28 protein-coding genes are annotated in these 26147 nt (G+C 39.9%); all 28 read right to left on the bottom strand.

Annotation, left to right across the window (positions count from 1 at the left end; all coding sequences use genetic code 11):
- Positions 1-5: 5 nt before the first annotated feature.
- Positions 6-1259, bottom strand: coding sequence for a tetratricopeptide repeat protein (locus tag MHH70_RS05370; protein WP_066171621.1), 1254 nt, complete (start codon positions 1257-1259; stop codon positions 6-8).
- Positions 1260-1584: 325 nt separating this feature from the next.
- Positions 1585-2877, bottom strand: coding sequence for a 3-phosphoshikimate 1-carboxyvinyltransferase (aroA, locus tag MHH70_RS05375; protein ID WP_342472746.1), 1293 nt, complete (start codon positions 2875-2877; stop codon positions 1585-1587).
- 11 nt (positions 2878-2888) lie between these two features.
- Positions 2889-3566, bottom strand: a complete 678-nt coding sequence (locus MHH70_RS05380; RefSeq protein WP_066171628.1) for an HAD family hydrolase — start codon at positions 3564-3566, stop codon at positions 2889-2891.
- A 348-nt stretch (positions 3567-3914) separates the two neighbouring features.
- Positions 3915-5012 carry a prephenate dehydrogenase gene (locus MHH70_RS05385; protein ID WP_342472748.1) on the bottom strand — a complete coding sequence of 366 codons (1098 nt, stop codon included), beginning with the start codon at positions 5010-5012 and terminating at the stop codon, positions 3915-3917.
- Positions 5009-6109 carry a histidinol-phosphate transaminase gene (gene hisC, locus MHH70_RS05390; RefSeq protein ID WP_342473166.1) on the bottom strand — a complete coding sequence of 367 codons (1101 nt, stop codon included), beginning with the start codon at positions 6107-6109 and terminating at the stop codon, positions 5009-5011. Before hisC ends, MHH70_RS05385 begins: the two co-directional genes overlap by 4 nt.
- A 19-nt stretch (positions 6110-6128) precedes the next feature.
- Positions 6129-6491 carry a chorismate mutase gene (gene aroH / locus MHH70_RS05395; protein WP_066171634.1) on the bottom strand — a complete coding sequence of 121 codons (363 nt, stop codon included), beginning with the start codon at positions 6489-6491 and terminating at the stop codon, positions 6129-6131.
- Positions 6488-7576: a 3-dehydroquinate synthase gene (gene aroB / locus MHH70_RS05400; RefSeq protein WP_342472750.1), complete on the bottom strand. Its 1089-nt coding sequence runs from the start codon at positions 7574-7576 to the stop codon at positions 6488-6490. Before aroB ends, aroH begins: the two co-directional genes overlap by 4 nt.
- Position 7577: 1 nt before the next feature.
- On the bottom strand, positions 7578-8759 hold the full coding sequence (gene aroC / locus MHH70_RS05405; RefSeq protein WP_342472752.1) for a chorismate synthase: 1182 nt from the start codon (positions 8757-8759) through the stop codon (positions 7578-7580).
- A gap of 365 nt (positions 8760-9124) precedes the next feature.
- Complete coding sequence (locus MHH70_RS05410) at positions 9125-9895, bottom strand: protein-glutamate O-methyltransferase CheR (RefSeq protein ID WP_107942404.1); 771 nt, start codon at positions 9893-9895, stop codon at positions 9125-9127.
- A gap of 77 nt (positions 9896-9972) precedes the next feature.
- Positions 9973-10230 (bottom strand): hypothetical protein, encoded by a 258-nt coding sequence (locus tag MHH70_RS05415; protein WP_066171644.1) that lies wholly within the window; start codon positions 10228-10230, stop codon positions 9973-9975.
- 10 nt (positions 10231-10240) lie between these two features.
- The gene (locus MHH70_RS05420; protein WP_342472755.1) at positions 10241-10486 is read right to left on the bottom strand and encodes a hypothetical protein; all 246 of its coding nucleotides are present in this window, start codon (positions 10484-10486) and stop codon (positions 10241-10243) included.
- 12 nt (positions 10487-10498) lie between these two features.
- Complete coding sequence (locus MHH70_RS05425; RefSeq protein WP_066171647.1) at positions 10499-10705, bottom strand: hypothetical protein; 207 nt, start codon at positions 10703-10705, stop codon at positions 10499-10501.
- A 548-nt stretch (positions 10706-11253) separates the two neighbouring features.
- The gene (ndk, locus tag MHH70_RS05430; protein ID WP_066171651.1) at positions 11254-11670 is read right to left on the bottom strand and encodes a nucleoside-diphosphate kinase; all 417 of its coding nucleotides are present in this window, start codon (positions 11668-11670) and stop codon (positions 11254-11256) included.
- A gap of 85 nt (positions 11671-11755) precedes the next feature.
- On the bottom strand, positions 11756-12730 hold the full coding sequence (gene hepT / locus MHH70_RS05435) for a heptaprenyl diphosphate synthase component II (protein ID WP_342472757.1): 975 nt from the start codon (positions 12728-12730) through the stop codon (positions 11756-11758).
- Positions 12731-12749: 19 nt separating this feature from the next.
- Positions 12750-13454: a demethylmenaquinone methyltransferase gene (locus MHH70_RS05440; RefSeq protein WP_066171656.1), complete on the bottom strand. Its 705-nt coding sequence runs from the start codon at positions 13452-13454 to the stop codon at positions 12750-12752.
- Positions 13455-13469: 15 nt separating this feature from the next.
- Positions 13470-14216, bottom strand: coding sequence for a heptaprenyl diphosphate synthase component 1 (locus MHH70_RS05445; protein WP_066171659.1), 747 nt, complete (start codon positions 14214-14216; stop codon positions 13470-13472).
- 51 nt (positions 14217-14267) lie between these two features.
- Positions 14268-14492, bottom strand: a complete 225-nt coding sequence (gene mtrB, locus MHH70_RS05450) for a trp RNA-binding attenuation protein MtrB (protein WP_066171662.1) — start codon at positions 14490-14492, stop codon at positions 14268-14270.
- A 56-nt stretch (positions 14493-14548) separates the two neighbouring features.
- Entirely contained in the window at positions 14549-15118 is a 570-nt protein-coding gene (gene folE, locus MHH70_RS05455) for a GTP cyclohydrolase I FolE (protein ID WP_066171665.1), read from the bottom strand.
- 559 nt (positions 15119-15677) lie between these two features.
- Positions 15678-15950 (bottom strand): HU family DNA-binding protein, encoded by a 273-nt coding sequence (locus MHH70_RS05460; protein WP_042477970.1) that lies wholly within the window; start codon positions 15948-15950, stop codon positions 15678-15680.
- 190 nt (positions 15951-16140) lie between these two features.
- Complete coding sequence (spoIVA, locus tag MHH70_RS05465) at positions 16141-17619, bottom strand: stage IV sporulation protein A (RefSeq protein WP_342473168.1); 1479 nt, start codon at positions 17617-17619, stop codon at positions 16141-16143.
- Between the two features lie 282 nt (positions 17620-17901).
- Positions 17902-18618 (bottom strand): hypothetical protein, encoded by a 717-nt coding sequence (locus MHH70_RS05470; RefSeq protein WP_107942401.1) that lies wholly within the window; start codon positions 18616-18618, stop codon positions 17902-17904.
- Between the two features lie 25 nt (positions 18619-18643).
- Positions 18644-18904 carry a DUF2768 domain-containing protein gene (locus MHH70_RS05475; protein WP_235616008.1) on the bottom strand — a complete coding sequence of 87 codons (261 nt, stop codon included), beginning with the start codon at positions 18902-18904 and terminating at the stop codon, positions 18644-18646.
- 311 nt (positions 18905-19215) lie between these two features.
- Positions 19216-20229 carry an NAD(P)H-dependent glycerol-3-phosphate dehydrogenase gene (locus tag MHH70_RS05480; RefSeq protein ID WP_342472765.1) on the bottom strand — a complete coding sequence of 338 codons (1014 nt, stop codon included), beginning with the start codon at positions 20227-20229 and terminating at the stop codon, positions 19216-19218.
- A gap of 16 nt (positions 20230-20245) precedes the next feature.
- On the bottom strand, positions 20246-21556 hold the full coding sequence (gene der, locus MHH70_RS05485; protein WP_066171679.1) for a ribosome biogenesis GTPase Der: 1311 nt from the start codon (positions 21554-21556) through the stop codon (positions 20246-20248).
- 390 nt (positions 21557-21946) lie between these two features.
- Positions 21947-23092: a 30S ribosomal protein S1 gene (gene rpsA, locus MHH70_RS05490; protein ID WP_066171682.1), complete on the bottom strand. Its 1146-nt coding sequence runs from the start codon at positions 23090-23092 to the stop codon at positions 21947-21949.
- A 99-nt stretch (positions 23093-23191) separates the two neighbouring features.
- Positions 23192-23863 carry a (d)CMP kinase gene (gene cmk / locus MHH70_RS05495; protein ID WP_066171685.1) on the bottom strand — a complete coding sequence of 224 codons (672 nt, stop codon included), beginning with the start codon at positions 23861-23863 and terminating at the stop codon, positions 23192-23194.
- 260 nt (positions 23864-24123) lie between these two features.
- A complete protein-coding gene (locus tag MHH70_RS05500; RefSeq protein ID WP_107942397.1) occupies positions 24124-24774 on the bottom strand; it encodes a flagellar brake domain-containing protein in 651 nt (216 codons plus the stop codon).
- An 87-nt stretch (positions 24775-24861) separates the two neighbouring features.
- Positions 24862-26139, bottom strand: coding sequence for a PepSY1/2 domain-containing protein (locus MHH70_RS05505; protein WP_066171690.1), 1278 nt, complete (start codon positions 26137-26139; stop codon positions 24862-24864).
- Positions 26140-26147: the final 8 nt, after the last annotated feature.

The following is a 26147-nucleotide window of genomic DNA, read 5'->3' on the forward strand; positions in this document are numbered from 1 at the left end:
CCCCTTTACTCAAAGCTATCGTATAAATCTACCCACTGTTGTTCTGTAGGCTGTAACGTCATTAATCTCATCACAACTTCTTTGGCTTCATCACGCTTGCCATCTTCAATTAGAAAATAACTATACGCTTCTAAAAATGCTTCATCATCCTTAAAATCATTATATGCTTTCTTGTAAATAACGTATGCTTTTTCGAACTGTTCCTCTTGATTGTATGCTTCCGCCACAAAGGGCGCTAAAGCCGTCCAATCAAATTGCTCCTGCTCCAGCTGCTCATACAAATCGATAATCGCCTCATACTGCTCTTCTGTACTATAAATCGACATCAGTACTAAAATCGCTTCCATATATTCAGGGTCTAAAGCGATTGCCTGCTGTAAATGCTCAATCGCTTCATTAGGTAGATGATTTTTCAAAGCCATCTTCCCCGCAAATAAAAAGAGTGTCTTATCATACTCGTCACGCGCTAGTCCCTCTTGAATTGCTTTATATGCGCGCTTATTATCCTCTAACATAGCATAGCTTTCTGCCAACAATAAATACGCAGAAAAATAATCTGGATCAAGCTCCTTTAAATCTTCAAGCTGCTTTGTGGCTAGTTCATATTTTTCTGTTTGGAATGCAGCATAAGCTGAGCCAAATAGCATATCTGGTGAAACTTCGTCCTCAAGCGCCTCCATATAATAATCAAGTGCTCTTTCATAGCCTGCACCCGCACGATACACTTCCGCTAGACGTGCAGCAAGTTTTACGCCGGCAAATTCCTTGTCCGCGGCATACAATTCTTCATAAATACGAGCTGCCTCTGTAAAGCGCCCTGTCTCAAATAGGAGCTCTGCCTTTGCAAATTGTAGCAATGGCTCATTTGGAAGCAACTCAATTGCTTCATTTATACGCTTCTCTGCAACTTCAAATAGCCCCTGCATTTGATAATAGTCTGCTAAAGTAAGTAGCACTTGAGGATATTCAGTTGCCTCTGTATCAATTGATAAAAGCAAGTCGAGCGCCTGATCCTCCTCGCCAATTTCCATCATCACATTGGCTCTGTCGATTGTGAGCTGTGCTTCTTCAGGAAATAAAAATTGTAAATGCTCTAATGCTCTGTTTGCCTGCTGTAAATAGCCATACTGCATAAACAATTCAGTCATTTCATATTGCTCATTTGGCTCCGCATTCATTAAAAATGGCTCTAGCAGTTGATCAATTGTCTGCAAATCTCCCTCTTGCATTGCTTGTTGTAATTGATTGATGTTTGCCACAGTACTTCACCTTTTCTTTCTTAAGTCATTCCCTATGCTACATGACAAGCAGCTATCAAACAAGAAAAAATACTTAGCTAAACTTTTTCATAGTATTTCCATACATCGTCACTTCTAATATACTGGTATATTTTTCAAAGCAATCCTTTTCCCCTTCTTAATAATAAGTTATATTCACAAATTTATAATTGCTTTGGGTGTGAAAGAAATCGCGGCGATACTAGTGTTTTCAACCATTAGTTGTTTTTTAATGGTTCGTATTTCGCAAAAAAGAAAAGGTTGTATGAAAGCTGTGTGCTAGCCTGCTTTCATACAACCCTCTTCTTTATTTTTGACGTAAGGCATCTATATGCTCAAAAAATGTTGGGTATGATACGGCAATACAATCGGCATCATCTAATAGTACTTCTCCCTCTGTAATCAGCGCAGCAATTGCTGCCATCATGCCGATACGATGATCACCATAAGATTTTAGGGCAGCACCATGAAGCGGTGTTGGTCCATGAATAATCATGCCATCCTCCGTCGCTTCAATAGTAGCTCCAAGCTTTTTCAGCTCTGTAACAACCGCGCTAATACGGTCGGTTTCTTTTACTTTTAGCTCTTCAGCATCTTTAATAACTGTTGTCCCCTGTGCCTGTGTCGCAAGCAAGGCAATAATCGGAATTTCATCAATTAAACGAGGGATTAATTGTCCTTCAATTGTCATCCCTTTAAGCGCTGAGCTTTCAATTAGCACCTCCGCAGTTGGCTCTGCTGCTAACTCATCCTCCACTTTGATAGTCATATTCGCACCCATTTCGGCTAGCACGCTAATAATGCCATCTCGTGTTGGATTGATGCCGACATTTTGCAATAGAATACGACTGTCTTTAGCAATTGCACCTGCTGCAAGGAAAAAGGCAGCTGAGGAAATATCACCAGGTACTTTTACATGTGTTGCCGTAAGCGTTTGACCACCCTCAAATGAGACAACACCATCCTCCACATCTACCTGTGCACCAAATTGGCGTAACATGCGCTCTGTATGGTCACGTGAAACCTCGCTTTCACGCACAATCGTCGTTCCTTGTGCGCGCAATCCAGCTAATAAAATAGCTGACTTTACTTGCGCGCTTGCAACAGGCATTGTGTAATCAATCGCTGTAAGCTCCTTGCCTTGAATTGCAACAGGTGTAAATTGCCCATTTTCACGTCCAGTAATATGCGCCCCCATTAAACGAAGCGGGTCTGCGACGCGGCGCATTGGACGTTTGGCAATTGAAGCATCACCTGTCATTATTGTATGTAACTTTGCCCCTGCAAGGAGGCCTAACATTAGACGTGTTGTCGTACCCGAATTACCCGTATAAAGCACTTCTGTTGGCTCTTGCCATGCGTCAATACCCTCACTAATTATCGTCACATTTGTGCCTTCCACAGCAATTTCTACACCAAGCTTTCGGAAGCAGTCAATTGTTCGTAAACAATCTTCTCCTAATAAAAAGCCTTCAACTGTCGTTGTTCCTTGTGCAATTGCCCCAAACATCACCGAGCGATGCGATACCGACTTATCACCAGGCACCGTAATTGTCCCTTGTAGGCTTGGCTTTTCATAATTTAATTTTTTCGCTTCCATTGAGAGCCCTCCTAAGTATTTTGATTTAGCCTATTTATAATGTCTGTCACTTCTGATAAATTTTCAACAACAAAATCAGCACTTACCTCATCAGACCAATGTGCATCTTTTTTCCAAATGCCTAGCATCCCAATTGCCTGAGCTGCTGCTATATCATTTACAGGATGGTCCCCAATAAATATGCTATTCTTAGCTGCCACATCTAATTTTTGTAATGCCCTTAAAAAGATTTCTGCAGATGGCTTTTTAATACCTTCCCATTCAGAAATTAATATCGCATCAAAATATTGCTCAATTTCAAGTTCCCGTATATTATTTAGCTGAAATTGACCTATTCCATTTGTAATAATCCCCAATTTATAATATCGCTCTCTCAACCATTGCAGTATTTTATGAACCGCGGGAAATGGCACACAATAATTACTAAAGTTTGTCACATAATCATTTAAAAGTTGTTCAGCCTTAATATTTGTTATAGCAAACTCAACAATTAGCTCCTCATACACCTTATCTTTCCAAGTGTACCCTCGATTGTCCAATGTTATAAAACGTTCTATGTATTTCTGCTTTGGAATATGTCCTAAAGCCTGAAGATAGCGCTCGTATTGCGCATCAACAAAATGCAATAATGAAGCATCACGGTCTAGCAATGTACCATCTAAATCAAACAGCACAGATTTGATTGTCATAACTCCTCCTTATTTAAAAATGGTCGTTCAACAAGCCGACTTCAGCGCTTCTCTTTCACTCAGGAAAAAACACCGCCAAATCCATTTTTCACAAATTTTCAAGGTGCTAATTCCACAGTAAAACACCACCAATAGGAGTTGTCCGAAAAGTCCAATTTGTTTTGACACTGCATTGAAATCAATGTTTTCGTTGCTTCCCTTTTACGGGAGAGGTAACGCTACTAAAGTCAATGTTCATCCCATCTTTAAAAGAGGCGTTCTTTTGTTTATAGGAATCAACATTTTATGAAACATCATCGCTACTGTCCAAAATGCCGGCTATGCACAGCTTTTTGGACAGTCCCCACTCTAAGAAATAAATGTCTCAAAATTAGCATGGCGTGCAATGCATTTCACTGCGCGTTCTCGATCCTCTGCATTTTGGAAGCTAATGACTAAAATACCGAATAAATCTTCACGTGCCTCAACAATACGAATATTCGTAATGCTAATATTATCCTCTGCTAAATAACCTGTTATTTCCGAAATAACCCCCGGATAATCAGGAACATCGATGTACAAATCAAAGGTTGTATAGAAAGCACCAGCTGAAATCGGTAGCTCATCACGTACTTCCTTGGCCATTGCAAAATATTGCTCGATTAGGGAAACGTCGCCCTCTTCTAATAAATTTTTAACAGCATCCATTTCCTTCAGCCATTGATTCAACTGTCCGATGAGCTCATCGCGATTTTGCACTGTAATATCTCGCCAAAGTAAAGGATTACTTGAAGCGATGCGAGTAATATCGCGAAATCCCCCAGCCGCAATGGAGCTCGTCATAGGAAACTGTGCATTTTCTTGATAGAGCTGATGCACAAGAGAAGCCGCCACAATATGCGGGAAATGACTGACAACTGCTGTCATATGGTCATGCTCCTTAGCATCCACTCGTACTAATTTGCCATGTGTATATTTTAACAAAGCTTCGAGCTTTTCTATATTCGTCTCTAACTCATTCGCTTGTGGTGTAAGCATATAATAAGCATTTTCAAATAAATGCGGCTTTGCTGCTGTAATACCGCTTTTATGTGAGCCTGCCATTGGATGTCCGCCGATAAATGTAACTCCATTGGCTTGTAATGCTTGGGCTTTTTCCATAATCAAGCTTTTTGTGCTTCCTGTATCCGTCACAATCACATTTTTTTTCAATGTCCATGCTTGCATTTTGTCCATCCAATCAAGCGTTGCATTGACCGGCGTGCCGAAAATGATAAAATCAGCCCTTTCAGCCGCCTGCTGTAAGTCGTCCACCACTTCATGTACAACTTGCAGCGTTTTAGCCATCGCACGTGTTTGAATAAAAGCATCATAGCCAAACACTTTCACTTGCGGAGCCTTTTGTAAGGCAAGGGCAACAGAACCTCCAATTAGCCCTAGTCCAATAACTAATACATTTTTCGTCACACTAAAACACCTTGCTCCTGCAACACTTCTTCAAGTAATGCTAAAAACTTGGCATTTTGCTGCTCTGTGCCAATTGTTACACGAATATAACCAGGCACACCAAGCGCCGCACCGCTACGAATGATAAAGCCGCGTTTCATCATTTCTTGGAACACCAGATTGCTATCTGCTTTTACTTCAAATAAAATGAAATTCGTTTGTGACGGGTAATAGTTTAAGCGATGACGCTGACAAAAATCGACATATTGTGCTTTCCCTTTTTCATTTGCCAAACGACAGTTTTCAATAAATGCTTGATCCTGCAGCGCAAGTATCGCCACCTCTTGGCTTAACACCGTATTATTAAATGGACCACGAATCGCATCAAGCTTCGCGATAATATCCTCCTGCGCAATACCGTAACCAACACGGAATGCTGCTAAACCATATGCTTTAGAAAATGTACGCAGTAAAATCAAATTATTATATTGACGATAGTACGGCAGTGTATTCTTATGGGCAGGGTCATTAATATACTCAATATATGCCTCATCTAATACAACGAGCACATGTGCTGGTACTTGTGCTAAAAATTGCTGTAATTCAGCATCTGTAACTACTGTTCCTGTTGGGTTATTTGGGCTACAAATCCAGACGACAGAAGTTTGCTCATCAATTTGGGCAAGCATCGCTGGTAAATCGTGGCGTCCGTCAACTGTAGGTACTTTTCGGATTTCCGCCCCTTCAATATCAGCATTGTGCCAGTATTGGGAGAATGATGGATCAGCCATAACTGTATTGACCCCAGGATATAAAAGTGCACGTGTAATAATTGCAATTAAATCATCCGAGCCATTGCCAAAAATAAGCTCGCTTTCTTTTACTTCTAAATGATTCGCGACAGCTGTACGTAATTTTTGCGCATAGCCGTCTGGATAAATGGCATGATTCGTTTCGTTTGTCTTTAAAAATTCAGCTACTTTTGGTGAGCTGCCGAATGGGTTTTCATTAGAGGCTAATTTTACTACTTCTTCTAGCCCATATTCTCTTTTCACTTCTTCAATTGGCTTACCTGGTTGGTATGGCTTCATATCAAATATTTGTTGTTTCCACTTCATCATCGTTTCATTCTCCTCTCTAACGTACTAAGTCAGGACGCAGGCTAACTGCCTCATTCAAATAAATATGTTGGACGTCCTTTTGAGCCACTGTTGTATTGACAAGCATTAACACTCTGATACAAAGCGGTAATGCACCAGCTACATCCATTTCATGCATACACATAATCGGCACATATTGCCAACCTTCTAATGTGCGTACTGCCTTCGCAGGAAATGCCGATGTAATATCAGTCGTTGTTGAAACCGTTACAGAGGCAATATGTTCTACATCAATATTATTTACTTTGACCATTTCTTGCACTAATTGCGCCGTCGCTTCCCATACAAGCTCTTGTTTATCTGCTACAATCGTTGTTGCTCCTCTTACCCCACGAATCATGAAACTACCTCCGCTATTAAATTTCTCAGCTCATTGTCTACCTCTTGGCAGACAGCTAACTCTATTTTTTGCACGAATGGCTCACCGATTGCCTGTAACAAGACAAATTGTAGCTCACCATATTCTGCCTTTTTATCCTTTACTAAATACGTTGTCAGTTCGTCAAACGAATAATCCTTTACTGCCGCAAACGGATAACCGCTCGCTACAGCAAAATGGAAAAATTGTTTCGTAAAATTACGCGTTATTTGACCGTAGCGCTCACTCAATAATAAGCAATACACTAAGCCAATCATCACAGCTTCTCCATGTGCTAGTCGACCATAGCCTGCTGCCGCTTCAAGCGCATGCCCATACGTATGCCCTAAATTCAAATATTTACGAACAGATTGCTCCGTTTCATCTTGCTCAACGATATTCGCTTTCACACGAATACCTAAAGCTAAATACTCGGCTAGTAGCTGCTCTGGAAGCTCAATTAAATCGCCTTGTAGCATTTCCTCTAGCCACTTTGCATCCGAAATCATCGCATGCTTCACCACTTCAGCCATACCCGACAACACTTCGCGCTCAGGTAAGCTTGAAAGAAGTGCTGTATCATATAAGACTGCCTGCGGCTGATAAAATGCACCAATCATATTTTTCCCTAGTGGATGATTGATTGCAGTTTTGCCACCGACAGCCGAATCATGCGCTAAAATAGTTGTTGGTACTTGAATAAATGCAATTCCTCGCATATAAGTTGCCGCGACGAAGCCTGCTAAATCCCCGACAGCCCCGCCACCAAATGCGATGATAAGCGATTTTCTCGTGCATCTTTGCTCAAGTAAAAATGTTTGCACAGCCTCATAGTTGTCAAAGCTTTTACAGCTTTCGCCTGCTGGCATAATAAACGACTTAAAAGCGAATGAGCTACTTTCTGTAAAATACTTTTCCTGCGCCTGCCAAACATGTTGATCCGTTAACACAATAATCTGGTCTGCTTCAGCAAATAATTGCTGATATTTAGCGAATGCCTCTGCTAAAATACGATGACCTATCATCACTTCATACGTATGCGACGTCGTTTTGACAGAAATATTCATATTAAAACTCCTTCGTATAGCGTCTCATTTCATCTAACTGTACCTTCAGCTGTGGCAACTGGTCGCTGTGGAATTGTTCAACAACAGCTTTAGCTATTTCCCAGGCAATAACATGCTCTGCAACAATAGATGCTGCTGGTACTGCACAGCTATCGGAGCGCTCTACACTCGCTTTAAATGGCTCTTTTGTTTCAATATCAACACTTTGTAATGGCTTATATAAAGTTGGGATTGGCTTCATAACACCGCGTACAACGATTGGCATGCCTGTTGTCATACCGCCCTCTAAGCCACCTAAACGATTCGTTACACGTGTATAGCCGTTATTCTCACCCCAAACAATCTCATCATGCACTTGCGAGCCCGGTAGTCTTGCAGCCTCAAAGCCAATGCCAAACTCGACACCTTTAAAGGCATTGATTGACAACATTGCAGCCGCTAATTTCCCATCTAGCTTACGGTCATAATGCACATACGAGCCGATACCTGCTGGTAATCCTTCAACAATAACCTCTACAACGCCACCAATTGAATCGCCTGCTTTTTTCGTTGCATCGATTGTTTCAACCATTTTTGCTGAAGCTACAGGGTCAATACAATAACAAGCATCCGCTTCAACAATTGCTCGAATTTCATCGGCTGTTTTGCCTTCAAGTAAAGAGGGGTCCGCCTTAATCCCTGCAATTTCTGTTACATGTGCAACAATTGAAATGCCTAACTCCTTTAATAATGCTTTTGCAACAGAGCCTGCTGCTACACGTACAGTTGTTTCACGCGCACTCGAACGCTCTAAAACATTGCGTAAATCGCGGTGTCCGTATTTCATCCCACCAACTAAATCTGCATGACCTGGTCGGGGACGTGAAATTTGGCGCTTCACTTCATCCGGGTCTATATCCTCTGGTAACGGCTCCGCCCCCATAATTTTCGTCCAATGCTTCCAATCATCGTTTGTAACGACTAACGCAACAGGTGAGCCAAGTGTTTTTCCATGGCGTACGCCTGCTACGATTTCAACTGTATCCGTTTCAATCTGCATACGACGACCGCGACCATGTCCACCTTGACGACGCTTTAAATCATGATTAATTTGCTCTGCTGTTAATGGTAATAGGGATGGTAACCCTTCAATAATAGTTGTTAATTGTGGTCCATGTGACTCTCCTGCTGTTAAGTAACGCATAAAACACTTTCTCCCTTCAACTCGCTAAAGTATATGTATTTTTCACTATAACATATTTTCGATAAAAAAAAAGCATGTTTTCCAAAATCGATGACGCCACCGTGTAATTATAGCCAAATTTAGCTAAAAATAATTTGCTTGTACCGTCCCATCATTTGGATTTGATAAGTATTTTGAAATCAAGCCTTTTGCATGTTTTTTATTGATTCGCTCAACCTTACTTAATGAAATACTTCGATAATATACGGATGGGTGTCGAGAAATGGAGGCATTAGCCTACTTTCCCGACACCCCTCGTGATTACACAATTGCTGATGTTAATCTATTGTCAAGCTACACCCAAAATATGTACTTTCGCTTGATTATTATTTTTTACGATAGAAAAATGTATCCTCTACCTCGAAATCATAACGTGCTGGATTGAAAATTTGCTCTGTTGAACCAACAAATAAAATTCCACCAGGGCGTAGCGCCTTACTAAAATTCGCATAAATTTCATCCTTCGCTTCCTCGGTAAAATAAATCATCACATTACGACAAACAATCAAATCAAAATTTGATTCGTATGAATCTTTTAGCAAATTATGCTTCTTAAACGTTACAGTACGTTTAATCTCATCCTTCACCTTATAAAATTGCCCTTCTTTTTCAAAGTACTTTGCTTGTACATCTTTTGGCACTTCCGCTAGTGAACGCTCTGGATATAAGCCAAGCTTTGCCTTCTGGATAACATTTTCATCTAAATCCGTAGCCAATATACCAATTTGTGCTAATGGAATATGATGCGACAATACCATTGCCAGACTATAAGGCTCCTCCCCAGTAGAACAAGCTGCACTCCAAATTTTCGGACGTTTGTTATTGCGTAAAAGCAGCGGGAAAATTTTGTTTTGCAATACTTCCCAGCGTTTGCCGTTGCGGTAAAATTCAGAAACATTTATCGTCATACGATCTAAAAATTCATTCATTAAATCGCGATCCTTTTCTAATGCTGCTAAAAAGTCTACAAAATTACGGAACCCTTTTTTCTCATATAAAGACGTTAAACGACGCTTCATTTGCGCTTCTTTATATAACGCTAAATCGATGCCTGTTTTTCGTTTTATCCCCTCTATAAACTGCTCATAATCCGTCATAGCTACATCGCCCTCCAACAAACCTTTGTGCTCTATTATAGCTGAATTTTTATGCAACTGAAATAGAAATTGTGAAACTATTTAGAATCATTATGTGACAGGCGATTACTTTGCTCCATTTCAAGTAAGGCTTGTTTTTCTTGTGCAAGCTCTAGGCGCAATTTTTCTGTTTCAATTGCATAGCTTTCCATTTTTAATTTTTCAAGCTCTGCTTCTTGTTCCATCATTTTAAGTTGCAATTTCATCGATGAACGTTTATGTGCTGTCATAATTGCTACTAATGGTATCGATGTCAGCAATCCCATAGTTCCTAACGTGATAATAATAGCTATCATAAAATCACCCCTACCTTTCCTTATCCTGCATTTCTAATAAAGTTTGCTTTTCTTGCTGTAGCTCTAAACGTAGCTTTTCCGTTTCAATCTCATAGCTTTCCATCTTCAATCTTTCAAGCTCCGTCTCTTTTTCAATCATTTGAATTTTCAGATTCATAGCATTCCGTTTATGGGTCGTTAAAATAGCTATTATTGGTATCGCAAGACCTCCACAAACTGCAAAAAAGCCAATTAGTAATCGCATTTCTTCAACCAAGCTATCCCTCCTCTACTTTTCATGCTGCATTTCTAATAAAGCCTGCTTCTCACTTTGTAATTCTAATTTTAGCTTTTCTGTTTCTTTTTCAAATGTTTCAAGACGCAGCTTTTCTAGTTCAATTTCCTTTTCAATTCTTTTTAAGTTCATTTTTTTATTTTTTAGAAATGTATCAGTCAACATACCTGCAACAACAATGACGACAATTCCAAGCCACATATTTTTTCTCTTCCTTTCTATCAATCGGATAATGTAATTAAGAAAATGTTCTTAATTGATTATACGTTATTTTCGTAATAACGTTTCATTTTAGTGTAAATTTGTTGGAAAGTTTTTTCAGGCTAAAGGTATTTCGTCTTAAGTTGAATAAAGTAGAATGGGGCTATTATTGTGGTTTAGAAAGTGTAAATGGCTGACGAGGAATTGACCGAAAAGTCCATTTTGTTTTGACACCGCATTGAAATAAATGTTTTTATCGCTTCCCTTTTACTGAAGGATAGCGCTGCTAAAGCCAATGTTCATCACATTTTTAAAAGAGGCGTTCTCTGTTTATAGGAATCAACATTTTGCGAAACATCATCGCTACTATCCAAAATGCCGGCTATGCAGGGCTTGTGGCACAGCCCCTTCCCTTTCACTTTAGATAACCACTGTTAAACTCCGTGTTCATCACGGCTTCAAAGGAAGCTCGCATTTTATAACACCAAGTAAAAGCGTCCAAAAAGCCGGCTATGCACAGCTTTTTGGACGCTCTTCTTGTATTTGTATTAAACTAACTCGCCTTCGAACCAAAGTGAGATTTCACGCTCTGCAGAAGCCAATGAATCTGAACCGTGAATTACGTTGTGTGATACTGTTACAGCGTAGTCACCACGGATTGTACCTGGTTGAGATTCAGATGGTTTTGTCGCACCAATCATAATACGAGCTAAAGAAATTACAGACTCGCCTTCCCATACCATTGCAAATACTGGACCAGAAGTGATGAAGTCTACTAACTCGCCAAAGAATGGACGCTCTGAATGCTCCGCATAGTGCTTCTCAGCTAATTCGCGAGATACGTTCATTAATTTAGCGCCTTTCATTTCGAAGCCGCGACGCTCAAAACGGTCAATGATATCGCCAATTACTTGACGCTCAACGCCGTCTGGTTTAACCATTAAAAAAGTTCTTTCGATTGCCATCATAAAACACTCCTTAGTTTTGACTAAAACAGGCTTACACCTACCGATAAATAGTACCAAAATAAGCTTGTAAACGCAACTATTTCTAAAATTTCCGCTTGCCAATAAAGAGCGCTACGTCACGCAGCTTTTTTTTCATCGGATTGTTTGGCAATGCTTCTACTTCCTTTAAAGCTTTTTGCAAATATTTATCGCTAATTGCTGTTGCTTGCTTGATTGCATCAGAGTGACGAACGTACTGTAGCATTTTCATACGCTCTCCTTCTGTTAACGTACCTGCAATAATCTTTTGCAAGTAAGGTTGCATTGTTACATCATCTTTTAAAAGCAACATCGGCAGTGTAATATTGCCTTGTAATAAATCGCTACCAGCGGGCTTGCCGAGCTCTTTATCCGTTGCTGTGAAATCCAATATATCATCAATAATTTGAAAGCTCATCCCAACAAAATAGCCGTAGCGCTTTAAACGGCGTGTATTTTGTTCATCTACTCCACCTACGACCGCCCCAAGCTCACAGCTCGATTCGATAAGCAATGCCGTTTTTCGTTTAATCCGTCTGAAATAATCTTTTATATGTTGATCCATCCGGAATTTATCTTCGATTTGAATGATTTCCCCATTACAAAGCTCTACCATCGTACGTGCCAATATTTGATGTGCACGTGGGTCATCAATTACTGTGACATACTCTAAAGCACGCGCAAAAATAAAGTCGCCAGTAAACATCGCGACACGATTGTTCCACTGCGCCTTAACAGTGCTTCTGCCTCTTCTCATATTTGAATCATCAATGACATCATCATGTACGAGTGAAGCCATATGGATTAACTCCAAAGGAACAGCGATATACTTCATCCGCTCAATTTGATAATCGCCAAATTTCGCACTAAGCAAGACAAATACTGGGCGGATGCGCTTCCCTCCCGCCTGCAGCAAATGTAGTGAAGCCTCGTTTAGCAAGTGTGAAGACGAGTTCAACGCTTTTTCTAATTCTGTTTCGATGATTTCTATATCTGATTTTAAGTCAGCATAGAGTAATTTTAACTTCATCTTTTCCACTTGAACAAACCTTCTCCCACTAAATTTCTTTTTTAAAGCCCTGATGCATTGCCGCTGCTCCACCACTGTATCCTTTGTAGCCAATTCGCTCAAACCCTGCGCTCTTAAACATAAACGCAAGCTGTCTCATACCGGGAAAATCATTTGCAGATTCTTGTAGCCATGAATATTCTTTGTAGCTTTTGGCAAATAGCTTGCCAAAAAACGGCATAATATATTTGAAATAGAAACGGAAAAGTTGACGATAACCTGGAATTTCAGATTGTGAGGTTTCTAAACAAACGGCCATGCCACCTGGCTTTAATACACGGTTCATCTCTCGCAGTACCTGCATATAGTCAGGTACATTGCGAAGTCCAAAGCCTATCGTTACATAATCAAATGTATTGTCTTCAAATGGCAGCTTCATTGCATTCCCCTGCAAAAGCTCTACCTGTGGATAAGGCTTCACTTTTTCCGCACCGACCTTTAGCATATTTTCGCTAAAGTCCAAGCCTTTTACAACACCTGTTTCTCCGACAGCTTCTGCGAGTGCAATCGTCCAATCTGCTGTACCACAGCAAACATCTAAACATTTTGCCCCGCGTTGTACATTCATTCGCTTCATCGTGTCTTTACGCCATTTCACATGCAGTTGAAAGCTAATTACGGAATTCATTTTATCATAGCCTTCTGAAATGCTTTCAAATACTTCGTGCACACGTTCCTCTTTCGATTTCGTCATCTTTTCAAAACCTTTCTATCTCGTTTCAACTTTTACGATTTGCCAAATAAATTGCTGTACTGCCTCTGATAATTGTAAAGTAGCAAGCTCATCTGTTAATAATTTTTGCTGTGTTTCGATTGCAACTGTCAATAAATGTGTTAGCTCTTGTTGTCCGAAACAGTTTTCCATCGCTCGTCCCACGGCTGTTGGGGCATGCCCACGTAAAGTGTACATTTCGTTTTGTAAACGCTGTATTGTTAATGCATGCATCATAACAGCACTATATTTACTAAAGGAATGCGCTTCATAAAATTTACGTATTATCGCCGTTTCAATCAAGCATAAACTGTCAACCCACTGCTCCATCGTTCGATATGTATCCTCATATGCAACAATTTCCTGCTCACAACGCTCAACAATACCTTGCGCTAATTTTTGAATGAGTGCTATATTTCCCGCACGAGCTAATATTTCATAGTAGCGCCCACTATAGTAATCGCCGGACAATACAGTTAATTGCTGCTCCTTTGATGTAGCATCCTTTTCTTTAATTTTATCATGTTCAAACAAAGAGGCTTGAACGATTCCTACAGTTGTTGCACTCTCCTGTAAATCGTCATGCCATAATTCTCCGTTTAAAGATGGTAAAAGTAAGAAAAACAGCTGAGTTTCATCAACGCTTGGGGCCTCTATGTATTGCAGTAAAGCTCTATGACGAACACGCACGAAAATAGACTCTTTTAATTGTTGTATTGCTTGTTGGATAGTTGTTGCATGCATAGATCTCTTACTCCATTTCGTTAAAGTAACTAAGCCCCCAATATACGGTGCCTATTGTTTTTTCGAGCCACTCTCAATCGTTCCATGCGCAGAGTGGATTTTTGCCTTGCCACGAATTTTCATTGCAGATGTATGCTCTGTAAATTGAGCAATCATCACTTCCCCTGCATCAAGCTTTTCTGAATGATGAAATTTTGTATCCGAACCACGTGTCAAACCAATTACATGAACACCGTCTTCTTGCGCCTCAATAACAATATATTCTGGTTGTGTCATTTGCTTTTCCCCCACCCGAGATTTTCTTTATCTATCATATCACAAAATGACAGAAATTAAGACATTTGAATAAACGAAATAACCTCTCTACGCTTTACCTCGTCTTCTTCGTAAATTCCACGCGCTACAGATGTCACTGTTTTTGAGCCTGGCTTTTTTAAGCCGCGCATCGTCATGCACATATGCTCTGCCTCAATTACAACATAAACGCCTTTTGGCTGTAGCATTTCCATCATCGTATCTGCTACCGTTGAAGTGATGCGCTCCTGCAACTGCGGTCTGCGTGCTACAGCTTCGACACAACGCCCTAATTTGCTTAAACCAGCTACTTTGCCATCTTTCGGTATGTATGCGATATGTGCCTTACCATAAAACGGTACAAGATGGTGCTCACACATCGAGTAAAATGGAATATCCTTTACAAGCACAAGCTCCTCATGCTCCTCATGAAATACAGTGCTAAAATACTCGCGCGGATCTTGCGCTAAGCCGCTAAACATTTCAGCATACATTTTGGCTACACGCTTTGGTGTATCAAGAAGTCCCTCACGCTGGGCATCTTCCCCTACCGCCTCTAAAATCATTTTTACTGCTTCTTCAATTTTTGCTAAATCAACATTCGACATATATGGCCTCCATCATTAAGTTACATTGACGTTTCTAACAAATGAATCGTAGCATATCCTCACAATAAGTTCAAAGAACACTTATCGAAAGATAGCAATTATACTTGTGCTCGCTTTTCGCTCTGATTATCCCCCGAAAGTTTTAGACTGTGCTATCTTGTAAAGAACAACTGTGCGACAGGGATTCACCTTTGTATCAATTACGCCTCGTCGTAATTGCGTCCAGACTTTTTCAACCTGTTTGGTGGAAGTTAACCTAAAACCGTCACATCCTATGGCATCCGCCTGAGCTTGGGGCAACATGATATTGGCCACCCCGTCATTATCTTAAATGCTTCCGTTCATCTCGCCACGTATACAGGTGGGATACTTCTGTACCTGTCGTCTTGCTTTCAGTACAAAAATCATTCACCCCTGCGATTATTTGTCGAAAAAACATGCGCTCAAAGAAGTTAAACGTTATCAGCAATGCAAAGTTTTATAATCTTTTTACGAACGAAAAAGAGCAGCCTTCAGTATAAGCTGAAGGCTGCTCTATGTAACTGCACAGACGCGGAAATTACTTCACTGCGTCTTTAAGCGCTTTACCCGGTTTGAACGCAGGCACTTTGCTTGCAGCGATTTCGATTTCTTTACCAGTTTGTGGGTTACGACCTTTACGAGCCGCACGCTCACGTACTTCAAAGTTACCAAAACCGATTAATTGTACTTTGTCACCCTTTGCAAGAGCACCTTGAATTGTATCAAATACAGCTTCAACCGCTTTAGAAGCGTCTTTCTTAGAAAGACCTGCAGCTTCAGCAACAGAGTTTACTAATTCTGTTTTATTCACACCATTCACCTCCTCTCAAAGGGTCCTGAACCTAAATCATGTAAAAAGAGTAACACATAGAAAACCGCTACGCAACTTAATTTAGCTATGTTTGTCCGAATATTAGCGTTTTTTTTTAAGAAAATGCAAATAACAGGACAAAACGCCTAAAAATAGCGTCGTCCTGTTATTGAAAAGGAACTTTTTACTACTAGATAATAAATGTAATTAACCCTCTATCGCCTTCGTTTACCATACGCTCAATTGTTTGTCGCATTCTCTTTTTAGCAGTTTTTGGTACAGTATTCATTTTATAACGAATACTTTCCTTTAATACTTCATGCAATGGCGTACCAAATAATTGGGTTTGCCATAAAGATTCTCGGTCATGCTCGAACGCATATTGTAAATCTTTTAACAATTGCTGACTGTGAAATTCTGAACCAATTAACGGCGCAAACTCCGACTCCATGTCGACACGAATAATATGATAAGACGGCGCTGTCGCTTTCATACGAACACCATAAAAATTATTTTGCTTAATTAATTCGGGTTCATTTGGTTCAAACTCATCTAATGTCGGTAATGTCACACCATAGCCCTCTACACGTGATTGCTCAATCGCATCTCGGAAGCGAGCTTGTGCCTTCTTCGCCTCGGACGCCTCTTTAATAAATAATAGCCAATCTTTTTTCGTGTCGATTGGATGCTCTAGCCATTCATTACAGATTGCTTTATAAATATCATTTTGTATCGTTAAACGTACCGTTACAACCCCAAGCCCTGCATCGACACGCTCCACTTCACAATTTTCTACGAAATCTAAGGCCTTCAAAAAATTTGTCGCCTTTTCAACATCGCGAATTTTTTCTACATGCCCTACCATCTCATTTGCTGCTACGGCTAATGATTCATTAATATAATGTGTACTATCAAGCACATCTACCCAGTCAGGCTTTTCAACCTCAATATATTCAATTGGAAACTCATATAAAGCCTCCTGTAAAATATAAGCAATATCAGAGGTTGTTAGCTGGTCAATTGATGTTGCAATGACCGGTACTTCGTATGTCTCAAATAATTCATTGCGTAAATTGCGTGTTTCCTCTCTCGCTGGCATCGAGCTGTTTATAACAATGACAAAAGGTTTTCCAATTTCCTTTAATTGCTCAATAATCGCTCTTTCTGCTACGACAGCAGCTTGACGCTCTATCCCGTTAACCGTACCATCAGTTGTTACGACTACTCCAATATTGGCATGGTCACGTATTACTTTATCTGTACCGATTTTAGCAGCATCCTGAAACGGAATTGCTTCTGTATGCCATGGTGTATGCACATATTTTGGACCATTTTCATCCTCATAGCCTTTTGCCCCATCAATAATATAACCGACGCAATCTGCAAGGCGAATACGGAAGCTTAAACCATTGTCACCGATAGCAATCGGTGCTGCATTTGCAGGAACAAACTTTGGCTCTGCTGTCATAATGACAGGTCCCGGTGAGCTTTGTGGTAGCTCGTCCAAGGCGCGTTTACGATCATCTTCACTCATAATATTCGGTAAAACAAGAGATTCCATTACCTTTTTTACAAATGTTGATTTTCCTACACGGACGGGACCAACAACCCCGATATACACATCCCCATTTGTTCGTGCTGCAAGCTGCTGAAAAATTTGTTCGCTAATAGGCGCTCCTCCTTTACTTGTATAAACTTATGCCTATCTAGCTGCAAATATGAAAAAGACCTTATAACGTGTTATTAAATGATTTCTTGTAATCTCTTTTAAAGTTGTTTATTTGCAAGGTTTTTAGGGATATTTTATTAACAGGCTTGTCAAAATTGTTGAAGGGGCTGTCTGAAAAATGTATATCTTTTCGGACAGCCCCTTGCTTCTATATTAAATATTCGCTAAAAACACTACTTTTGCGGTGGTCACAATAAATTGTTACTATCCCCCTTGATAATATTATTTTTGGGGCTCATACATAAAGATTGGCTCATTGTTTTCATCAACTGTATATGGCAAAGAATAGGCAGGTACAACAGGATAATGCTCTACTAATAGCATTCGAATATCGTCCCCTTGCTGCGGTGTCAGTCCTTGCTCCTTAATAAATTGATATAAATCGATTGAATAATCGACATATAGTTCTCCTTGTGTAGAAACAATTACTGGTAATTGATTATTAGAATATGGACTAGCCACTGTCACATCTTCCTTATAACCTATTTTTTTGAAATCAATTGTATAAATATACGGCGTTATACTATCTTTATATTGCGGGTATTTCGTACCAATAAAACGTATTTTTACTTCTCGAAGTCTTTCTGGGACACGTAAATCGACAAGTTTAATTGTTGGGTTTTCTTCTGGATTCCAAATGATATATTGAAAAATCCCACCTTTTTCAAATGAATTAGCTGGCGGAGATGATAAATATTTTGGAACAAGCTTGTCAAAATCAACTAAATATTTAATAAAAATATCTGTATCCATATCACGTGTTTTTATTGGTAAAACACCTGTATCTGCTTGATACTCGGTAATTGCACGTTGTACTGATGCTAATTGATCCACGTCAGGTACTTGATTTTCTACTTTACGTTCTTCTGGGTACGCACAAGCTGTCAGTAGAAGCGTGGATAAAAATACGGTAGCAAGCATTATCCATCTTGTTTTCATTCTAAAAATTCCCCTCTACAATCTTTTAATTCGGCCATGTCGCTATAATTAATACCATTAAAAAAGAGCCAATAGCTAGCATAACATAAGCGATTAATTTTAATATAAACGATAATACGATATTATTGACCCATTTACGAGTGGCTGAAATAATTAAAAGAGAAAGAAACAATAAGCCAATCGAATAAAATGATATCCACATAACATCAAGCGCAGGTATATGTCCTAATGGACCACGTGCTGTATTTAATAATAAGTAGGATGCGTCCATAATTTGATGATTCACTACTAAAACCGCCTTTCTATTTAACTCCGTCCTATCTCTACACCATTGTAAATTATATAGTGCTGCTAAACAAAATAATAGGGCTGTCCTTAAAGTTGATAAACAAACTTTTCAGAACAACCCTTTATTATTAAAAGCCCAAGCCATTTATGGATAATTTATGACACTTTGTTTCGTATTAACGGGCTGTACAAAATCGTTAGCGAAACTTGGAGTGAATAGCCTGTAAAAAGCTACTTTCGGTCAATACTACAAGGCATGAGGTTTTCCCCCTATTGCCAATTTAGTCGGCGTTGAGGAAAAGTCCCCCTTTATTGGAACTCGTCTATTTCAGGCTTTTTCATACGAATCATTAATTCATCCACTGCCTCTTTCGGCGTTTTGTCGCTAAATAACACATCATAAAGGGCAGCAGTAATCGGCATTGCAACATCGTATTTCAAAGCAAGCTGATGTGCGGCCTTCGTTGTTCGAATTCCTTCCACAACCATACCCATTTGCTCTAAAACTTCAGCGAGCGGCATTCCCTTTCCAAGCATATTACCTGCGCGCCAATTGCGTGAATGCACACTCGTACATGTCACAATTAAGTCGCCCATACCGGTTAGGCCAGCAAAGGTAAACGGATTCCCACCCATTTTTACACCTAGTCGAGTTATTTCTGCCAAGCCACGCGTAATAAGTGCTGCTTTGGCATTGTCGCCATAATTTAAGCCATCTGTAATTCCTGCTGCTAATGCAATGACATTTTTTAAGGCCCCACCAATCTCAACACCTGTTATATCCTCGCTCGTGTAAACGCGGAAGTAACCGTTCATAAATAAGTCCTGTATTTTTTCGGCTGAAAAAGAATTTTCACATGCGGCGGTTACTGTCGTTGGATGTTGTAAAACAACTTCCTCCGCATGGCTCGGCCCTGATAAGACAACAATATCCTCAATCAAATTGTCCCCGATGCTTTCTTGCATCAATTCAGAAATGCGCAGTAAAGTATCCGGTTCAATGCCCTTTGACACATGAACAAATAGCGTCTTTTTTTGTAGCAAATGAGCTAGATTGCCGCACACTTCTCGAATCGCCTTTGTTGGTACAGCAACAACAATTGTTGATGCGTGCTCTGCAGCTTGTGCAAGATTAGCCGTCGCTACTAAGTTTTGCGGCAATATCGTATTTGGTAAATATTTTTTATTTGTATGCTGTTTATTAATTTCTTGTGCTTGGTCTTCTCGGTGCGTCCAAAGAAGCGTGTTATGCCCGTTTTCTGCAAGTACAATGGCAAGCGCCGTCCCCCAAGAGCCAGCTCCTAAAACCGTTATTCGCTCCATCTTTTCCCCTCCAAAACTAATCGCGTGCGCGAGTAATTAAGCGAATTGGCGTTCCTTCAAAATCAAATGTTTCACGTATACGATTTTCAAGGAAACGTTCATATGAAAAGTGCATTAATTCCGGCTCATTTACAAATACAACAAAAGTCGGTGGCTGAATCGCCACTTGTGTTGCATAATAAATGCGCAAACGACGTCCTTTATCAGCAGGTGCTGGATTACGAGCAACAGAATCCTCAATCACTTCATTTAGAATAGATGACTGGATACGCATTGAATGATTCTCACTTACCCGCTGCACAACAGGTAAAATTTGATGTACCCGCTGCTTCGTTTTCGCAGATACGAAAACAATCGGTGCATAATCTAAAAATAAGAAATGCTCACGAATTTGCTGTGTATAGAAATTCATTGTTTTTTCATCTTTTTCAATCGCGTCCCATTTATTCACAACGATAATTACTGCTTTCCCAGCCTCATGCGCATAGCCCGCGATTTTTTTATCTTGCTCTTGAATGCCTTCATCCGCATTCAATACGACTAAAACAACGTCGGAGCGCTCAATAGCTCTAAGTGCACGCAATACGGAATATTTTTCAGTAGACTCGTACACCTTCCCTTTTTTCCGCATACCCGCAGTGTCAATAATAACGTATTCTTGACCATCATACGTATACGGTGTATCAATGGCATCACGTGTTGTCCCTGCAATATTGCTCACGATTACTCGGTCATGTCCTAAAAAAGCGTTTACTAAAGAGGATTTTCCTACATTCGGGCGGCCAATTAATGAAAACTTAATAACATCATCATCATATTGCGCCTCATCCTCTTGCGGGAAATGCTTTGCACACTCATCAAGCAAATCACCTAAACCTAAGCCATGTGAGCCTGAAATTGGCCAAGGCTCACCAAAACCTAATGAATAAAAATCATAAATCATTTCACGCATATCTGGATTGTCAATTTTATTTACAGCGAGTACAATTGGCTTTTTTGTTTTGTATAAAATTTTCGCTACTTGCTCATCGGCAGCCGTTACACCTTCGCGACCATTCGTCATAAAAATAATAACATCTGCCTCGTCGATAGCGATTTCTGCTTGTTGGCGAATTTGCTCTAAAAACGGCTCATCCCCAATTTCAATTCCACCTGTATCAATAATATTAAAATCATGTGTTAACCATTCTGCCGAACTATAAATACGGTCACGCGTGACACCTGGAATATCTTCCACAATGGAAACACGCTCTCCAACAATGCGATTAAATATTGTTGATTTTCCCACGTTCGGACGACCTACGATGGCGATTACTGGTTTTGTCATCTGTACTTCATCCTTCCAACTTTCGAATCTCTACGTAATTATACACGAATTTTTCTATTATAGCATGTAATGCGGTAAAGTAAAAAGGAGAAGTGAGGCTAGATGAAAACACGTAGATAGTGCAAGAAAATCAAATAAAGTGAACCTTCAATCAGTGGGGGTTTTCTTCATCCCCCACTGATTGGTAGTTTCACCAATCGGGTTTTTACAGGCTGTTGGATCCCCCACTTAAACATCTTGATTTTATCTGTTGTTTTGAAGTGGGGGTCTTACAGCCTGTTAATACGGGATAAAATCCGCTGCCCTTAAATTTCTGTAGTTGCTTAACTTTTCTTTGATTTAAAAAGACAAATAGACTGCTGGAAGATTCCAACAGTCTATAAACATTTATTATTCTTTCGTAAAACCTTTTAATTGGTCACCGATTACATCGCTAAACGAGAAGCCTGTGTTTTCTTCTGGTAATTCGTAATCGAACTCTTCCTCTTTATCTGGGTTTTCAAGAAGCTCTTTAATGCTAAGTGATAAGCGCTTTTCTGCTGCATTCACATCTAGCACTTTCACTTGTACCTCTTGCCCTTCCTTTAATACCTCGTGTGGCGTATTAATATGCTTATGTGAAATTTGTGAAATATGCACAAGTCCTTCTACATTCGAAAATACTTCCACGAAAGCACCAAACGACACAAGACGGCGGACTGTACCTGTTAAAATAGAGCCTTTTGCTGCGCGCTCCTCGATATTTTCCCAAGGTCCAGGTAATGTATCTTTAATCGATAATGAAATACGTTCATTGTCTGCATCAACAGAAAGAACCTTTACTTTAACAGCTTGCCCTTCTGTTAAAACAGTTGAAACATCGTCTATATGGTCATGAGAGACTTGTGAAATGTGTACAAGCCCATCTACACCGCCAAGATCAATGAATGCGCCAAATGCCGCTAAACGCTGTACCTTGCCTTCTAGCACGTCACCCTGTTTTATATTTTCAATTACTTGCTTTTTCTGTTCGGCTTTTTCTTGCTCCACAACAGCTCGGTGAGATAAGATTAAGCGACCTTTCTCCTTATCAAGCTCAGTAATTTTAAAGCGCATCGTTTTGCCACGATAATCTTCAAAATCCTCTACAAAATAATCCTCTACTAACGATGCTGGGACAAAGCCTCGAACGCCTAAATCAACGACTAGACCGCCCTTTACAACATCCTTTACTTCAGCTTCAAATGTTTCACCTGATTCAAATTTCGCGATTAAATCATCCCATGCTTTCAATGCGTCTACTTTACGCTTAGATAACACATATGCTTCGTCTTCCACTTTCGTAATCATCAATTCAAGCACATCGCCTACTGAAACTGCATCAGATGCCTTTTCAATGTGTAAGCTTGAAAGCTCGCTAATTGGAATAATCCCTTCAAACGGGGCACCCTCAATCGAAACCGTAACAGATTTATCGTCCACCTGCTCCGCAGTACCTTTCACAATATCTCCTTCATGAAATTCCTTTTCTAATCCTAAGTTCATTTCTTCAGACATATGTAACCCTCCTTCGCATGTTCCACTTTTATTTTATTCGAAATAATGAATAAAAACAAAAAAATCCCCTTTTGTCATAAAAAAATCTTACAATTATGCTTACATAACGTCATGCGCTAACTTCAAAATTGCCTCTGCCGCTTCATCAATTGTTAAGTCGGTCGTATCTAAATACACTGCGTCAGCAGCTTGAATTAACGGTGAAGCTTCCCTTTCGCTATCCAACTTATCACGAAGGGCAATTTCTTCTTGTAAACGCTCAATAGATGATTGAATCCCGCGACGCTCATTATCAAGGTGACGACGACGAGCACGCTCTTCTACCGAGGCAGACATAAATACTTTTAGCTCCGCTTCTTTTAAAACATGTGTAGCAATATCTCGCCCGTCCATTACAACACCGCCACTTGCAGCTAATTGCTGCTGCATCGCAACTAAAACTTCACGTATATTAGCATGTGCAGCTAGCTGCGAAACATTCGCTGTTACCTCATTCGTACGAATAACATCCGATACATCAATACCATCTACGTAAACAAGTTGACCATTATTAGACGGTGCCAACTCGATTTTTGTTGCACTTAACATCTTCTCTAGCGCGTCGCTATCATCTAATTGTATGTTTTGTTGTAGCGCTTTATGCGTTACAGCACGATACATCGCTCCTGTATCGATGTATGTAAAATTTAATTTTTCCGCTACAATTTTCGCAATCGTACTTTTCCCTGCACCTGCTGGGCCATCAATTGCAATTTGAATTTGTTTTGTCATTCATATATCCCTACTTTCCTTACCATTCCATTATATATGAAATAAGAGACGATCGTTAGCCAAATAACTTGAAAATAGGCTGTAAGGAACAGGAGCTGTCCAAAAAGTATTTCTTTTAAGACACGCCCCTCCTTACAGCCTCTGTGTTACCCCGCATTAACGGGCAGTATGACTCTCCGTTCTAAGATTCACTGCCCGTAAATGCCCGATTAGTTCAACTAACAATCCGTGGAAATGCTTCCACTGATTGAAGTTTCACTTTATAATTCGTTTAATTCTTTTTTGCGCTGAAGCAATTGGCGCTCAAAGCATAAACGCACAATATGCTGCTTATCAACATCATCCGTATCTGTCAGTTGCATTGAGGCAATTTGCATCCCGTTTTCCTCATAAATACGAACAACGCGTGCATCTGTTTGTACATACTTTATCTCACCGTTGACAAAAGGAAGTACAACTGTTAATTGAACCGTATCATTTTCCTTAAAGTTGGTCGGTTGAGTTAAACGCAGAGATAACCCTCCGGCGCTAATATCTTGCGCGATAAATTGATAGAAAGTCCCATCATATTCTACCGCTACATCAATTGGTGTTTCAATCCGTACAAACTCTCTTCGTTGAATTTTTGTAAATTCATTGGCTGGCGGACATGAAAGCATCACCATCGGTATACGATCGTTTTTCCGCCCCATCACTTTCGTTGTAAAGCTATAGCTATTACCCTCCGTATAAAATACGGCATGGAACTGTGCTCCATCCAGTAAAAATGCTGTTTTTTTCGTGAAATCATTGATTGGATAATCCACGTAAATAAGATCGTCATCCTTTTCCACCACTTTACACCTAAATTTCTCCATTCTTTCTGTATACATTGGCTCTAACATTAACATCGTTCCAATTTTTAATTCCATGATTTTCTCCTCGTGCATTTACATTTTCTATGTCTATTATCGCACGCGGTTTCCAAATTATCTATATTATTATTCTTCAATGCCAACTTAGGTTAATGTATCAATTTGAATGACTTCATGTGTTGTGCCATCTACAACAACACGGAATGTATCATACTGTTTATCCGGTAGTCGTGCAATAACTTCATAGCATAGACGTAGTTCATATGCATCATTTTCTGTGTAAATTTTCTTTTCATCCTCTATTACAACGCCTTCACCAAAAAATGCCGACCAATCAATTGGCTTTAGCTCCTGCTCTTTAATCGTTTCCTTTTGGATATACTCCATAGCATTAATACCGAGCACTTCGCCGCTATCCTTTGCAATTTTCACTTGCACACTATCAGGGTAGACGAGCGCATCATTTACTTTACGTGTGAAAACAAAATGCCATGCTATATGATTTTCTCTCATTTCTGTGATGACTGTATCTTCAAACCCTGCATCTGCCATTATTTTTTCTGCTGCTTGTACAATTTCCTCATGCGACAAAGCAGTATTTTTCATTGGGCGCTCTAGTAAAAATGATAAAACATGGCCACCCTTTTCTGTAATATCGGCATAACCTATACGCGAGCCTCTAACAAATTGAATATGATAAAACGGATACGGGGCATCATCGCGACTTTTTGTAACAGTCATTGTTGCATCACTAATTAAAGGGAATACTGTTTGCAATCTTTCAAGTGCTTGTGCCTTCGTTAACGGCTCATCCATTAAATGCTGTAGCTCACGCTTTTTCTGATAATCACTTTCGCTTGCCGTTAAAGGAAAGTCGGTTTCATTAAAACTTTTCAAATCAGCTGATACTTTCGCAAAGTTTGAATTTCCTACTTCATCAGATGTAATTTTCGACCATTTTCTATAGTCGCCATCTTGCTGAAAGTAATTTGCTGTAGCAACAGTCCATTCTTCAGTTAAGGCATGTAAATTGCCATTCACTGCTTCCATCTTTTTTCGCCATTCTGTTGCATCTTTCGTTGCCGCAGTACGTTTTGCTTCATCTCCAATACGGCCTAAATAACGCATCCAATCATTTGCTACATCCTGATGTAAGGGCAGGCGTGAAACTGCATTACGCATATCACTACTTACACGCCAAATCGTATCAAGCTCTTTGTGTAATGCCTTTTCATCTTGAAAAAGCATTGATTTGGCAATAGAAGAATGCAATAAAGAGAGCTTTTCTGACGCATTCGTTAACTCATTCGTATAATGGGCATGTACAGCCCTTTCCAATGAACGCTGCTTTGTCGTTACATCGTACGCATAAACAGCTAAAATCAATACAACAATACCTAATAAATAAACTGCATTTCTCATACTTCACC

The sequence above is a fragment of the Metasolibacillus sp. FSL H7-0170 genome, from assembly GCF_038593115.1.
Taxonomy (GTDB): Bacteria; Bacillota; Bacilli; order Bacillales_A; family Planococcaceae; genus Metasolibacillus; species Metasolibacillus fluoroglycofenilyticus.